Source organism: Planktothrix mougeotii LEGE 06226, assembly GCF_015207485.1.
Lineage (GTDB): Bacteria > Cyanobacteriota > Cyanobacteriia > Cyanobacteriales > Microcoleaceae > Planktothrix.
On record NZ_JADEWU010000073.1, the window covers coordinates 1 to 15,565 of the forward strand.

The 15,565-nt window shown below is 37.1% G+C and carries 13 protein-coding genes; 8 read left to right on the plus strand and 5 right to left on the minus strand.

The features are described from left to right. Positions 1-920, plus strand: a 920-nt coding sequence (locus tag IQ236_RS28265) for a calcium-binding protein (protein WP_193871287.1), incomplete at its 5' end; no start/stop codon positions are given. A gap of 79 nt (positions 921-999) precedes the next feature. Here the strand turns inward: IQ236_RS28265 and IQ236_RS22135 are convergent. Both IQ236_RS22135 and IQ236_RS22140 read right to left on the minus strand, forming a co-directional pair. After that, on the minus strand, positions 1,000-1,617 hold the full coding sequence (locus IQ236_RS22135) for a hypothetical protein (RefSeq protein ID WP_193871288.1): 618 nt from the start codon (positions 1,615-1,617) through the stop codon (positions 1,000-1,002). A gap of 250 nt (positions 1,618-1,867) precedes the next feature. Beyond that, complete coding sequence (locus IQ236_RS22140; RefSeq protein WP_193871289.1) at positions 1,868-2,890, minus strand: GGDEF domain-containing protein; 1,023 nt, start codon at positions 2,888-2,890, stop codon at positions 1,868-1,870. A gap of 252 nt (positions 2,891-3,142) precedes the next feature. Between IQ236_RS22140 and IQ236_RS22145 the strand changes: the two genes are divergently transcribed. The 5 genes from IQ236_RS22145 (at position 3,143) to IQ236_RS22165 (ending at position 8,533) form a co-directional block, all read left to right on the plus strand. After that, positions 3,143-3,529 carry an MAPEG family protein gene (locus IQ236_RS22145; RefSeq protein ID WP_193871290.1) on the plus strand — a complete coding sequence of 129 codons (387 nt, stop codon included), beginning with the start codon at positions 3,143-3,145 and terminating at the stop codon, positions 3,527-3,529. A 56-nt stretch (positions 3,530-3,585) separates the two neighbouring features. Continuing rightward, positions 3,586-3,813 (plus strand): hypothetical protein, encoded by a 228-nt coding sequence (locus tag IQ236_RS22150; RefSeq protein WP_193871291.1) that lies wholly within the window; start codon positions 3,586-3,588, stop codon positions 3,811-3,813. Positions 3,814-3,822: 9 nt separating this feature from the next. Further along, on the plus strand, positions 3,823-5,433 hold the full coding sequence (hpsL, locus tag IQ236_RS22155; RefSeq protein WP_193871292.1) for a hormogonium polysaccharide biosynthesis protein HpsL: 1,611 nt from the start codon (positions 3,823-3,825) through the stop codon (positions 5,431-5,433). Between the two features lie 271 nt (positions 5,434-5,704). Beyond that, entirely contained in the window at positions 5,705-7,501 is a 1,797-nt protein-coding gene (locus IQ236_RS22160; RefSeq protein WP_193871293.1) for a putative bifunctional diguanylate cyclase/phosphodiesterase, read from the plus strand. A 3-nt stretch (positions 7,502-7,504) separates the two neighbouring features. Next, on the plus strand, positions 7,505-8,533 hold the full coding sequence (locus IQ236_RS22165) for a GGDEF domain-containing response regulator (protein WP_193871294.1): 1,029 nt from the start codon (positions 7,505-7,507) through the stop codon (positions 8,531-8,533). Here the strand turns inward: IQ236_RS22165 and IQ236_RS22170 are convergent, their stop codons facing one another. Further along, complete coding sequence (locus tag IQ236_RS22170; RefSeq protein ID WP_193871295.1) at positions 8,534-9,829, minus strand: recombinase family protein; 1,296 nt, start codon at positions 9,827-9,829, stop codon at positions 8,534-8,536. Beyond that, a complete protein-coding gene (locus tag IQ236_RS22175) occupies positions 9,826-10,188 on the minus strand; it encodes a VOC family protein (protein ID WP_193871296.1) in 363 nt (120 codons plus the stop codon). Before IQ236_RS22175 ends, IQ236_RS22170 begins: the two co-directional genes overlap by 4 nt. 226 nt (positions 10,189-10,414) lie before the next feature. On the opposite strand from IQ236_RS22175, the gene IQ236_RS22180 reads away from it, so the two are divergent. Both IQ236_RS22180 and IQ236_RS22185 read left to right on the plus strand, forming a co-directional pair. Continuing rightward, on the plus strand, positions 10,415-10,756 hold the full coding sequence (locus tag IQ236_RS22180; protein WP_193871297.1) for a type II toxin-antitoxin system RelE/ParE family toxin: 342 nt from the start codon (positions 10,415-10,417) through the stop codon (positions 10,754-10,756). Between the two features lie 2 nt (positions 10,757-10,758). Beyond that, a complete protein-coding gene (locus IQ236_RS22185; RefSeq protein WP_193871298.1) occupies positions 10,759-14,610 on the plus strand; it encodes an NACHT C-terminal alpha/beta 1 domain-containing protein in 3,852 nt (1,283 codons plus the stop codon). 35 nt (positions 14,611-14,645) lie between these two features. On the opposite strand, the gene IQ236_RS22190 is transcribed toward IQ236_RS22185, so the two are convergent. After that, positions 14,646-15,443, minus strand: coding sequence for a phycobilisome rod-core linker polypeptide (locus tag IQ236_RS22190; protein ID WP_193871299.1), 798 nt, complete (start codon positions 15,441-15,443; stop codon positions 14,646-14,648). Positions 15,444-15,565 lie beyond the last annotated feature (122 nt).

Here is a 15,565-nt window from a genome sequence, read left to right on the forward strand (position 1 = left end):
CGGCGGTTAATGATTTACCTGTTGCTGTTACCGATGGCCCAATTTTCACCAATAATAGTATCCAATTCCCGATTTCTCCCTTAGATAACGATAGTGACCCCGATGGAGATGCTCTAACGTTAACTTCAGTGGATAATCCTCCCACCGCCCAAGGGTTAGTGACTCAATCGGGATCATCAGTTCAGTATACTCGTTTGGGAAGTAATACCGGGGTGGATAGTTTCAACTACACGATTAGTGACGGTAAAGGCGGAACAGCCACTGCTAATATTACGATTAACCTGTTACCTGTTGCTGATAATAACCCTAACTTAGTAACGGGAGGTAGTTTTAGCGATAACCTCAATGGTTTGGGGGGAAATGATACCCTCGTCGGTTTGGGGGGGAATGACAGCCTGCGGGGAAATGACGGAAATGATAGTTTATCGGGGGGAAGTGGAAACGACCTTCTCGATGGAGGTGCAGGACAAGATAACCTGTTTGGGGGTTTAGGACGGGATAGCCTCATTGGTAACTTAGGGGAAACAGACCTATTTATTTATAGTGATGCACTGGATGGAGGCGGTACTGCTTTTAATGCGGTGGGAACTGCAATTACGACTCAAATTGGCAGTGGTTTCTATGATTCCATTAACAATTTTGAAGGTTTGGGTCAGGTGGGGGGTGATCAAATTAGCGTATCAACCAGTTTAATTACAGATGCAGCTAATATCCTCCTCAGTGTACAAACGAATCTTGCAACCGATGTCTTGCCTGCAAATAACCCTAGTCTATTTGCCTTTAATAATGGTACGGATACTTACTTAATCTATGATGGCAATGGGGATAACACATCAGGAAATGATTCTCGAATTCTAGCTAAATTAGAGGGAATTACAGGGGTAACATCCTTGAATTCCGATGATATTATTCTGTTCTAGTTAGACTTTTGGGCGGGTTTTTCCCGCCCAGGTCTCACCCGAAGAAACCGAAAATAAAGACACTTGAAATTCAGTTAATTTATTGTTGTTGAGGCTGTTGAGAGGGTGTATCTAGTTTTAACTCAATGGAATTGTCTTGTTGCAACTCCACAACATTTTCAGGGGGAGTTAAACAAGTTTTTAAAACTTGATCAACCCCTAAATTTGTATTAGCTTCAATCAAGCCCACAACACAAAAAGACAACTTTTCAGGTAATACACTCCGACGACAACTATCAAGAATATTCAAGGGGTCGGATGAGTTAGTATTGCTGCTAATATTGACTACACAATTTGCTAATTCATCGGGACGCCGAACTTGCAAACAACCTGATAAAATTTGTTCTACAGGTAGGGCGGCAACATTTTTTTGCATTTGTGTAACACAATACCCCATATTTTTTGGCCTAGCTGCCATCGAACAGCCTTGAGTTGCCAATTCAACAGACAGCCCAGCGTTAGTTAACTGTTGAGTACAGTTTCTATAGTCTTGTCGCCGAATTTGCACAAAAGACGGAAAAGCAGATGCCGGAGCAACGGGGACAAACAGAGGAAATAAACTCACCGTTGCCACCACTGACAACCAACGCTGATTACGGGATAGGTGAGTCAGAAGTGCTTTTTTCAACCCAGAAGACATCACAATACAACGATTCATCGCGATTTAAAGTTTTGCACAATAATATCATAGGTAAGGTCAACAACCCACCGTTAAATCGGAGTACCGATTGTAACGGGGGCTTTTACAAGCCCTAGTTGACCAGACTAAATGTCAAAAGGGACTCCGTTAAAAATGAAAATTTTAGGGTATTTAATTAAAATTATTCTCTAAATAAGATCTAAAATAGAATTAATTAAAATATATTTAACCCATTTAAAGGTATATTTTTTATTCTATTTTTGAATATTTAGAGAATATCTGAAGTGACTTGAACTTGATCTCGCCCTTTAGATTTTGCCTGATACATGGCTTTGTCTGCTGCACTAATCAACTCTTGTAAATGGGATTCTTCTCCAGGAATAGAACAGGCAACCCCTAAACTACTGGTAATATAAGAACGGATGGGAGAGGAACGATGGGGAATTTTTAAAGAGCGAATTTGCAGTTGAATTTCTTCAGCAACTTTACGCGCATTTTCTTGATCTAAATGAGGTAAAATCACAGCAAATTCTTCTCCCCCATATCGGGCGACTAAATAGGGTTCTGGCTCCCTAACTCTGCGAACTGCCGTTTCAATAGCCTGGGCTATTTGTTGTAAACAATAGTCTCCAGCTAAATGGCCATAAGTATCATTATAAAGTTTGAAAAAATCGACATCACATAAAATCACGGAAAGATAATCGTTTTGGCAGAACTGCGATTGTTCTTGTAAATAGCTATAAAATTGACGACGATTTGCCAATTGAGTTAAATCATCTAAAGAAGCTAGACGTTTTAGATGTTGGTTTTCAGCTTGTAATTTAATTAATAATTTTTGCTGCATTTCAATTTGATTTTTGAGACTTTTAATCGTTGTATCAATCGGTAAATCACCAGAGGAAGGATGGGAGACTGTAAAGGGATTATTCGCTTCCAGGGTTGAGTTAAAGGACGTTAGATGTTGTACATTCAAGTCCGAATAACTATTCATCCATAACACCGGAACATTTTGGGTAATTTTGGCTTGCTTTAACTTTTGATAGGTTTCTTGAGGATTAGCTTGGTTGGGGTTAAAGGGAATCAGAATCACGTCTGGATTCGTATATTCCGCATGAAAAATCGCACTATCTGGATGAGGGGCAATCACAAAACTTAAGTGCAGTTCGTTCAATAATTTAACAAATGATCTAAAATTTAAGGGATGGGTTTCTTCTATGATAATAATCATATAGGGCTTTAATTGATTTTGATTCATCACGGGTGTGCAACCTGGGAAATTTAAGTTCAGCATTTTGACCTAATCCATTACGTCGGACTGAGTTAACTATCTAATGTTTGGTTGAAGATGACAGTGATAGCGCTTGGATGAAGTCGTGATAGTTCAAAAGCTTTGGCGTGACAGGGAAAGAAGATTTCCTGTGACTGACTGGCAAGTTTAAAAGTGATTGAGATCACAAGTTGACTCTGGAGTGGTTTGCGGTTGACCCTGGGTTGTTAAGGGTAGGATAGGAAAAGATAGATTTACTGTAGGGACTTTCTGGTTATGTCGATGTGGCCTAGTTTAGTAACGGCTTGTGCGTTGGTGCTGTATTTAGCTGTGACGATTAATGTGGGGCGGGCCAGAATCAAATACAAAATTATGCCCCCTCAAATGACCGGAGACGAGAATTTTGAGCGAGTGGTGCGCGTCCAACAGAACACCCTGGAACAATTAGTTCTGTTTCTCCCGACGCTGTGGTTGTTTTCGGAATGGGTGAGTCCAATTTGGGCGGCTGGTTTAGGTGCAGTTTGGGTCATCGGACGAATTTTATTTGCTTGGGGATATTACCAAGCCCCTGAGAAACGGATGCTGGGGTTTGGAATCAGTTCCCTGGTAACATTTACCCTTCTTGGGGGTGCTATAGTGGGAATAATCCTTTCCAGCCTGTAGAAATTCAGATTATTTATTCCCTCAACAGTTGGTAACGCTCTGTTTTTTGGAACACGATGGCAATCGAACTTTTATCTTCAGAACAAACCCTCAACTTCGACATCATCGAGCATCAATTGTTGCAATCGGCTTTATTAAAAGCTGAAACCTTGAGTGAATTGACAGCTTTGATTGTTAATTATACTCATTGGGAAATTATGCAAGCCTTTGAACGACTTCCCTCTCCTCAACAACAGCGTGTACAGGAACTTTGGGAAGTCAATATTCCTCAACGTTGGCAATAACCTATTCTAATGTCCAACTTCCCTGATCAACCCCAACAATCAGAACACCAGAGTCATCCTGACCCTGCTCTTAACAGTTTTGAATACCCGGTGATTGATCTTGAACCGCCTTCCCCTAAAAAAACCAATTTCTGGCGGTTCTTAGCAATAGTCGCTAGTGTCGCTTTATTGATAGGACTCTTGCTATTTGCGAATGGGGTTTCTGTAACTACCACAATCTTGAGCAGTATTGCTCTAATGATTCTGGTTTTATGTTATCGATATCCCCGTCAAGGGTTATGGGCTTTTTTAATTTATTTACCCTTTGCGGGGACAATTTCTTATTGGGTTGGCAACGATCATTTTATTTTCCATTTAGCAAAAGATGGATTTTATATCCCAGCTTTAATCGGTTTAATTGTTGAATTAAGACAAAAAAAGTTACCGCTTATTGTTCCGCCTCAACTTAGAATTCCCCTGTTAATTTTGTTCACCATTGCCCTTGTTACTCTCTTCGCCGTTAATGGTGTTCAACAACGACACGCTACGGTCGATAACCAACCCTTTGCAGTGGGACTCTTCGGCTTAAAAGTTTTACTGGGATATATTCCTCTGATTACCGGGGCTTATTATTTAATTCGGACTCGCAAAGACCTACAATTTTTAACTCGTTTGCAAGTTGTTTTAATCCTAATTTGTTGCCTTTTAGGATTTATTCAATTTATCTTAATAATAACGGGGTATTGTTCGGATAATAGCGGTTTACCTGAACATTTATTATTGAGAGCAAATGTGCAGCGTAAGTGTTTTGTGGGAGGCGCATTAGGGTATTTCCCATCGGAAAACTTTATTCGTTTACCCGGAACCTTTGTTGCACCTTGGCATTGGTCTTGGTTTTTAGTATCCAGCACGTTTTTTGGTTTTGCAACAGCCTTTAGTGATCCCAAATTTAAGTGGCGTTTAACGGGTTTAGCGGCATTATCATTAGTGATGCTCAATGCCATTATTTGTGGTCAAAGAACAGCTTTGTTAGCAGTTCCATCCATTGTGATTTTGTTGCTAGTGGCGACCAGTCATATCTCACGGGTTAAGCGCTTATTAGTGATTGTTGTAGGGTTGGTGGCTTTAATTCTCGCGACATCAATTTTCGCACCAGAGGTCATGTCTGAACGAGTTGATAGCTTGATTGGACGTTGGAATGCTGATCCCCCGGCGGTGTTTTTAACGAAACAAGCGAATTTGAGTTTGAAAGCCCATCGCGGTTTTTTAGGCAATGGTTTAGGACAAGCAACAACCGCAGCCAGAGGATTAGGAAAAACGCGATTAATTGAAGCTTATTATCCTAAATTGTACTATGAAATAGGCCCCTTTGGAGTTGCTGCTTTTTTATTTTTGGTGACAACCATTACGATTTTAGGGTTTAAATCCTATCATCAATTAATCGATCATAGTTTATGGGGTTATGGAATTACATTTTGGATTTTTATTGCTTTAATTAGCTATAATCCCTATTGGTATCCTCTCGATACCGATCCAGTGGCTGTTTATTATTGGTTTTTAGTGGGTGTCCTATTCAAATTGCCTAAAATTCAACAACAAGATCTGAAAAAAGAACAGCAACAAGACCCCCTTCCACTTTAATTTTTTTCAAAAACCTTGACACAAATGTTCAGGACATGAAACCCACAGGAATTGAGTAAAGCTCTAACAAAATGTTATAATTAGGGCTTGTATTTCATGGAATTGAGACAGTTCAGTTTTATGAGGTAAGCCACTTTACCTAATACCCGCATCCCCGGCGGAGAAACTTTACCCAGTACACCCATTAACAATCAGAATAGGTCTTTATTCCAACCTGTAGTGATTGGGAATGACCTCAATCTATACCCTATCTTATCTGTTGCCAATTGAAATGAATCATTACAACCTGGATTTAACAAAAACTGAAGATATTCTCATCGTTGATGATACACCGGACAACCTCCATTTATTGTCCCGAATGCTCACTCGTCAAGGATACAATGTACGCAAAGCTTTAAATGGTGCGATGGCATTAACGGCGGCTCAAACCGTTGCTCCTGATTTAATTCTGCTGGATATTATGATGCCAGAAATGGATGGTTATGAGGTTTGTCAGAATCTCAAAGCTAATGCTAAAACCGCAGAAATTCCAGTAATCTTTTTAAGTGCTTTGGATGATGTTCTCGATAAAGTCAAAGGCTTTCAAGTCGGTGGAGTAGACTATATTACTAAACCCTTCCAATTTGAAGAAGTTTTAGCACGAGTTCAGAATCAATTAGCATTACGATCCGCAGAATTGGAAATTCGGGTTTTAAATGCAGAATTAGAAGCACGGGTAAAGGAACGGACTCAGCAACTTGAAGAAGCCAATGCTAAATTATTAAAAATGGCCCTCCATGATGCCCTAACAGGTTTACCCAACCGGGCATTATTAATGACGGATTTACACCAATCCATTCAACGATCTAAAGCTGACCCTAATTATCAATTTGCGGTGTTATTTTTAGATTGCGATCGCTTTAAAGTTGTGAATGATTCTTTGGGACATTTAGTCGGGGATGAACTCTTGATTTTAATTGCTCGTCGTCTCAACAGTTATATTAAACCCCAGAATACATTAGCCCGTCTAGGAGGAGACGAATTTGCGATTTTATTAACAGAAATTCCCGACTTTCCCCATGTTATTGAATTAGCCGATCAGATTTTAGAGTCTTTTTCTAAACCTTTTCATTTAGAACGACATGAAGTTTTTATTAATGCCAGTATTGGGATTGTAATCGGTCATTCAGACTATAATGAACCGGAACATTTACTGCGTGATGCAGACACAGCTATGTATCGAGCTAAAGCATTAGGAAAAGGACAATATCATATCTTTGATCCGGTGATGCACGCAGCAGCTTTGGAGCGATTACAGTTAGAAACCGATTTACGTCGGGGTCTGGAACAACAAGAGTTAGTCGTTTATTATCAACCGATTGTTGATTTAAATACTGGAAAAATTGCTGGATTTGAAGCCTTAGTTCGATGGCGTCATCCTGAACGGGGTTTAGTTCCGCCCGGTCTATTTATTCCCATTGCTGAAGAAACAGGTTTAATTACTCCCATTGGCTATTGGGTTTTATTTGAAGCCTGTCATCAACTGCGAATTTGGCAAAAACAAAATTTAGTGGATTCCCGTTTATTTGTCAGTGTTAATTTATCCGTTAAACAGTTTGCTCAACCCAATTTATTAGAACAAATTGATCAAGTGTTAGAACAAAGTCAACTTGATCCCGATTGTTTAAAATTGGAAATTACCGAAAGTGCGATTATGGAGAATGATAAGGATGTAGCTATCATTCTCAAAGAACTCAGAAAACGTCGTATTTTAATTAGTATTGATGATTTTGGAACCGGTTATTCTTCCCTAAGTTATCTCCATTCTTTTCCGGTTGACACCCTAAAAGTTGATAAATCCTTTGTTCAACGTCTTAACTTAGAATCGGAAAATGTTGGCTTAATTCCTGTGATTATTAGTTTAGCTAAAACCATGAATATGAGTGTGGTTGCTGAAGGGATTGAATTACCTGAACAATTAGCCATCCTTAAAGAATTAAATTGTGGATTTGGGCAGGGATATTTATTTTCTAAACCGTTACCCGGAGAACAATTAATTAAATTGCTTTCATTAACTCCCCAATGGTAAATTATGGAACAAGATGAAACTTTTTCAACTCCGGGAAATTTACTCATCATCGATGATGAACCGGATAATATTCGGGTTTTGTCAGCGTTGTTAACTCAACAGGGATATTATGTCCGCAAAGCCTTAAATGCTGACATGGCAATGATCGCCATTACCGCTTTAAAACCCGATTTAATTTTACTTGATATTAGAATGCCCCAGGTGACAGGATATGAGTTATGTCATCAGCTAAAATCCTCTCCAGACACCGATGAAATTCCTATTATTTTTATTAGTGCGCTGAATCAAGTTGAAGATATTATCAAAGCGTTTTCTATCGGAGGGGTAGACTATATTACTAAACCGTTCAAAGTTGATGAAGTCTTGGCACGGGTCAAAAATCAGTTAACAATTTGCCAATTAAAACAACAACTAATGGCACAAAATCAAAAATTATTACAACAAAATAATCAATTACAAAACGAAATTCAAACTCGTCAAAAAGCCGAGGAAACTTTACAAACTGTTAATCGTCAATTGCAAAATTTAGCCTCTTGTGATAGTTTAACCAGTTTGGCTAACCGCCGACATTTTGATGAATATTTCGATCAAGTTTGGAAACAAATGATCGAGGAACAACAACCCTTAGCTTTACTGCTTTGTGATTTAGATTATTTTAAAAATTATAATGATCATTATGGACATCCCGCCGGAGATATTTGCTTGAAATTAGTCGCCCAAGCCTTAGATCGATCTATTAATAATTCTACAGATTTAGTAGCTCGCTATGGTGGAGAAGAATTTGCCATTATTCTTCCCAATAAGGATTTACAAGGGGCTCTGAAAGTCGCAAAAACCATTCATCAAGAAGTCCAACGGCTTAAAATTAATCATGAGTATTCAAGGGTGAGTTCTATTGTAACGGTCAGTATCGGGATTTCTTATCAAATTCCCCAGCCGAATACTTCTCCTGAACAGTTATTAGAAATTGCTGATCAAGCCCTTTATGAAGCAAAACAAAAAGGTCGGAATCAATATTGTGTTAAAGTTTAATTAAAAAATAAAGATTAGCTTTAACTCCCAATGATCCCCATCTCGAATAATCTCAATTTTTTGAATAAACTCTCGAAAATAAAACCTCCTTTCAGTTTCCGATAAATCCAACCAAAACTGCGGAATACAAACCGCTTGCGCCGTTTCTTTTAAATTAACTGGCGGAAGTTGGGCTAATTTTCCTTGTAATTGAGCAATTTCTGTCCGCAATTTATAAGTTCTTAACTCTGCTGTTTCTAAATCTAATATTCCCGAAGTTAATAAATCAGGAATTTGTAACAAAATCTCCTGTTTTTGGTTAATCTCCTGAATCATACCTTGTTTAACAATTTGTAAATCAGGTAAATTTAACTCAGCAACCGCCTCTGGTAAATCTTGACAAATTCGTTCAATAGTTAACTCTAATCCTGTTTGATAAGATAAAGCTTTACACTTAGGATTTCGCGGACAATTTGTAGGACGTAAATATAAATATTCTTGATCTTTACGATAGGTTGTAACTCGTGAAACCGTCAGGGAAGATTGACATTCTCCACAAACAACTAACCCTGCTAAAGAACGCGGTGCACTCGCAGTTCGGGGGGGAAGGCGTTGATTTCGGCGCAATAATCGATCCACCTGAGCACCTTCATCCCGTGATATAATCGGAATATGGGTATTAGAAATAATCTCCCCATTTTTATATTCTAAATCCCCTCGATAAACCGGGTTTGTTAACCATCGTCGTCCCGTTGTGACGGATATTTTTTTACCATATCGTTTTTCTAAATAGCGCACCGCTCCTCGCAAAGACCCATAAATTAAAAATCGATCAAAAAACTCTTTAACAATCGGAGAAACGCTGCGATCTAAAATATAACGGTCTTTTCCTCGTCGATATCCATAAGGTGCTTTACCCGGTGGTGGTAAGGCTTTAATTCTGTTTTTAGCGTGTCCTTGACGAATGCGACGACTGCGTTGGCGATTTTGAATTTCTATAAATAATTGCATTAAATCACTCCGATTAATAGGAGTTTCAGAGGGGTTTAAATCGGATTCTATTGCAATAATATTAATTTGAAATGATTCTAACTTTTGTAAGCGATCGCTCACTTCTAAAACCGAATCTCCCAACTCTTCTAACCGTCGAATTAATAAATATTCTGGGGGTTCTAAATCACAATCTTTCAATAATTGTTCTAGTTCTTCTCTTTCGCCTAAATCTTGATAAACCCGATCCACTTCCCATCCCCAAATTATCCGATCTGGGGGTTGTTCAAACAACGGATCAGTATAACAATAAGCAATGATTTTCATGCTTCATTTAATTCAATTATATTACCATCAGGATCTTGTGTAAACAGGGCAGCGCGACCGGAAGCACTCATTTGAAAAGAACAATTATAAGTCATTAACTGTTGTTTCGCAGTTTCTAAATCTTCAACAGCAAAAGCCAAATGTCGATTTCGTCCCCATTTCTGATTATTAACTTGATCGTTAATTACAGTTTGAGCTTGAATTAAATGAATTTGAAACTCACCAACTTGATACCAAATCCCCGGAAAATTTAACAGACGTTCAACTTTTTCTAATCCTAAGACTTGACCATAAAATTGTTCAGATTGTTCTAAATCAGACACTAAAATAGCAGCATGAAGATATTTCTTGATTTCCATAACATCCCCAAACAAAACAATATATTAATTATATAACAATCTTCGTAGGGTGCGTAAGCAAAGCGCACGCACCAAAACAACAACAATGGCCATTAAAAACCCAGTTTCTTAAAGAAACCAGGTTTTAGGAGTCCATGTTTCAAAAAAGTGCTATAATTTGTTACAGGTAACTAGACAACCTGAACCTTAAGCTGATAAGATGCTCTCAAGGAGTTACAGCCTATGAATGCGAGAAATTAACTATTACAAAACCGCCTCCGGTAATTGTCCAGTTCAAAAGTTTATTGATTCTCTTTCTCCAAAACAACAAGATAAGATTTTCTATGTTTTTGGTATAATTGAGGACGACGAGGTGGTTTCCGGTAAATTTTTGAAACCGTTAATCAATAATCTATGGGAAATCAAAGTCGGGGCAAATGGATTTAGGTTTATATATTTTTTAGAACCGAATAATTTAATGATTTTGACAAATGGGTTTGCTAAAAAAACAGGAGAAACACCCTTACCAGAAAAAAAATTAGCTAAACAGCGTAGAAAAGATTACTTGAAAAGAAAGGAGTCCAAATAACGATGAGTGACTTTCGCCAACACTTGGAAGAATTAAAAGCTAACGATCCTGAATTTGCTGAAAATTTTGATTTTGGTTATGCTTTATTTAAAAAAGCATGGTCTACTGTCACAGATTATGAGCAATATAGCCGGATGACCTCTAATATTGTAACCGGAGGAGACGGTTTAGAATTTGAACGAGAAGACATTTATGTTCCTTTAGGATTAATAGAACGTCAACAACGACCTAAACGGGATAAAAATCAAGGTTCACCCGAACAAGGAAGCGAAATTTATCAAGAAAAGATTACTCCCATTAGTTCAGATACGTTCTTTGAAGAAATTTTAGGACAAGGAAAAAGTAAAAGTAAAGGAAAACGAATTGCAATTATTGGCGAACCGGGCGCAGGAAAAACAATTTTATTACAAAAAATTGCCGAATGGATATTAGTAGAAACCGATGAAATTCCCGTTTGGGTTTCTTTAGCTGACTTAGGAAAAAGATCCCTGCGAGAGTATATTTTAGAAGATTGGTTAAGGGATGCAACCCAAGACTTGGAAAATCCTCCTCAAAAAATAAAAGATGCTTTTAATAAAAGTTTAAAAGACGGTAAAATTTGGCTATTATTAGATGGGGTTGATGAAATGGGGGTTGATTATCCCTTACAAACCCTCGCAACCCAATTAAAAGAAGGTTGGATTAAAAATGCGCGGATTGTGTTGACTTGTCGGTTAAACCTGTGGGAAGCAAACCGCAATGAACTTTATAATTTCCAGTTTGATATTTATCGAAACTTAAATTTTAATCGAGAGCAAATTCATAATTTTATTGAAAATTTTTTCCAAGGGATTAATCCTAAACGGGGAGAAAAATTAGACACCGCTTTAAATCAAGCTGGAAAAGAACGGATTTGTGATTTAGTTAAAAATCCCCTGCGGTTAGTGTTATTATGTTGGACTTGGCAAAAGGAGGAAGGAAATTTACCCGAAACTAAAGCCGAACTTTATCGTCAATTTGTCGAAGTACATTATGAGTGGAATAAAACCCGCACAACTTATCAGCAAAGACAAAAATTGAATTCTGCTTTAGGAAAATTAGCCTTAACAGCAATTGATCAATTTCAATCTCGCTTTCGCTTACGAGAAAGTTTTGTGCGACAAATCTTTAATCAGATTGACCCAGAGTTGTTTGATTTAGCTTTAACTTTAGGATGGTTAAATCGGGTGGGTGTAGCGTCAGAAAATCCAGGGGAAAAAGTCTATGCGTTTTATCATCCCACCTTTGAGGAATATTTTGCAGCTTTAGCAATTGAAGATTGGGATTATTTCTTACCCCGTGAACATAACAATCAAAATCCTCAACCGATTTCAGGTAAAAACTATCGAATTTTTGAAAAGCAGTGGAAAGAGGTATTTCTCTTGTGGTTAGGTCGTGAAGATATTGCTACCCCTCAGAAAGAAGAATTTCTCCAAAAATTAATAGTATTTCAAGATAATTGTGACAATTATTATCGGTTTCAAGCTCACTTTATTGCAGCTTTGGGAGTGGCAGAATTTAAGAATTTTAGTCAAGCAGAAAACCTATTTGATCAACTTGTTAACTATGGGTTTTGTTCTTGGGATTCTAACAATAATAAATGGCAATCTTATCCCTATTGGCTAGAAAAATCAGCCCGTTCATTATTGCAAGAAACCGATTATATTTATACAGTTCATGCTTTACTTGAAAAAGGTTTAGAAAATTTACAGGTTCAAAAAAATAACCCAAAAAAAGCAGAACAATTATCAAGTATTCTTGCTGATATCACCTATAGTTTAGGAAAGGTTGATCCTGAGCATGATGTTTTTATAAGATGGTTAAAAAGAGATTTAGAAAATAATAAAAACAATAGAGATTTTTTTAAATATACTTTACTTCCTTACTTGAAAACTCTCAGAAAATTAGCCCCTAGTTCTATTAAAGATTTATTAAATTTCATGGAGAAAATTTATATAGAGCTTTATGAACAAACAACGAAACAACTTGAGACAGAAGTAAAACAAATAGAAGATAATCTATCAACAGATCTTCACGAAAGTTTTTCTCGTCTTCCTGCATACAATGATGAACTCGAACGCTTTAGAGAGGGAATTAAAAATTCACAACGAGGGCGTAAACAAGAAATATTTGATGGATTGCTGTCAGTTTTAGAACAGTTTGGTTATCGAAACTCTATTATGATTGATTTTATCCAGAATCTTTTGACTCTGGAAAATATCACAGAATCTGGACGTTTTCGGTTAATTAAACTTTTGGAAAAAATTGATCCTGATTATGCAGCCAGAAGTTCTGATGAACAAAATGATGATCCAATCAGTGATGAAGACCTAATTAATTTTATTAACTCTAATCCTTCAGAATCCAAGCAATTTCAAGTCGCTTTAAAACGATTAGAATTTAACTCGGATGATTCTGTGGCTATTGAAATTCTTACTAACTTAATGGAAAATAGCCAAAATGAGGAACTTCGTTATGATGTGGCTGAAAAGTTAATTGAATTTGATATTAAACGCGCTGAGGCTATAGCAACCCTAACAGAATTGATGAATCAAAGTCAAGACTCATGGATTCAAGAGGAAACTGCAAAATTAAGTATTAAGATTAATCATCAAACTTTCAGGGCTGTTAAAATTTTAGTTGATAAATATTGCCCTAAAGAAGCACCAAAAGAAACCGATGATTTCTGGACTTTAGACACGGAAGAGCGAGATTTTTCTAACTATGAAATTTTGAAAGATTATTTAATTCAATATCCGCAGGTAATTGAACCCCTCAGCCAAATTCTTCGCAATAGTCAAGATGATAAGAAGAAAGAATTTGTGATCAATCTATTAGGAGAAGTGGGTAAAAATAGCAGTAACCCAATAGCCGTTGAAGTTTTGACCGAAGAAATCATTAATACAAATGATAGTAAAACTTGTTTTAATACTGCAATACAATTAGGAAAAATTGATCCAGGTAACTTAAAAGCTGTGGAAATTTTGATGGCTGTTTCACAAGATCAGAATGAAGATGAACTAAATCGTATTGATGCTGTAAACAATTTAACGCAAATGGGTTGTATTAACCTAGAAATCATCAATACTTTACTATCTATGATTCGCCTAGACCAAGAAATCGACTATTTTTTAAAAGAAGCATTAATCAAGATTTGCAGCAACCAAGTTTATCCTGAAGTTATTTCTACTTCAAAATATTATCTATCCAGCCGTAAATATCATTTTTTCAGTCTTGATGATGACCTTGAAATTCAAGAAGTGCTTTGGAATTGCGCTCAAAATATGAGCTATGCTGAATTCTATCAAGCTTGGCATCGTCAACCCATAACTACCCATCCAGAGATGTTAGAAATAACTGGAATTAAGGTTAATATAGAAATGCAAAAATTAATTTTGCAAAATCTAGCTCAAAGTTTGACGAATTCAATACAAACTGAACCGAATCTGAACGCTAGTATACTGCCAATTTTGATTGATAGCAATACTTTTATTGATCCTGATAATCCCAGCAGTAAAATTTATACAGAAATGGTAAAAGGTGGGTGTCTGACCTATGCAGAGGGAACGCCAAAAACCATGATAGAATTACAAGCGTATTGGGATTTATTAAAAAGCGATCGCACGGTTGTTTTAGTGTTTTATGATAGTCAATCTTTATCAGAAAATCCCCAAAAATTTAGTGAAATTTTTATCAATCAACTTAAGACTTTTGCAGGTGCGATCGCTTTGATCACAAATCAACCGATTGATCAATTTCAACAATTTTCACCCCAAGATCCGCAACTGATTGAAAATCTGATTAAATGGATGCGATCGCTAGTTGCAGAATTTTAATCATCATCCAAGGTGGGTCAAAGCCCACCCTATTGTTAATTTTTAAAGAGTAAATTAGCGTTAGTGATACTAACATACTCCAAGACCTTTTGTTGAAGGTCAGTTTCAATCTCTTTGGGAGTGACAGGTTGAGGATATAATGACAGAATTTCTGTAATTTCTTTGACACACAGAGATAGCCGTTGAATATGCTTAGGTGTCATTTTGGTATCGGTGGATAAATCTAAAACTTCCTCAATAGGTGATACCTGTTGAACTTTAAATTTATCCTCCTCTCGAACACAAGTTCCCCCATCACAGTCGATGTGTAATTCATGTTGATAATGGGTCGGAATTGCCCACCCTCTTTGTCCGGCGTGTTCATGACCGAGCTTTTCATTTTCGATATATTCACTGGCGGATTCATAACGATGTTCATGCCAGTAGGGGATGGTAAAATAACCAAAGGATTTCCGATATTCTTCAGAATCAACTAACTCTGAAACCAGGGCGCCAACCCCATGACGAACTAAAATATCATCCCATTCATGCAGTTCTTCATTATTTTTTGGGGCTCGTCCTAAAAAATGTTTACAGGCATTTTCAATAAATTTCATATTAGAGCTATTTTCATAAAAAAGCTCTAAATAAATCGGACGAACTGCTAAACTTTTTAAGAAATGGCGAATCCCTATTTTTCCCTTAATAAAATCTTTTTCTAAATCAGCTAAGTGCTTCCGTTCAGACTCATATAATTGCCGCTCTAACACTTGTTGATAAATCTGTTTTAAAACAAATTCTCGTTCTTCTGGGGAAGCATCATGACGAGTCGTTACAGGTTGAGTTAACGTCATAAATAAATTAAACTCCTGTGTGCATTAATATTCCAAATTAGCCTGAATTTACCTACTATTGTATGAGGATTGAAAATCTCATTCCTGTGGCTGGAAACGAAGGAACACCCTGAAAAAAATTA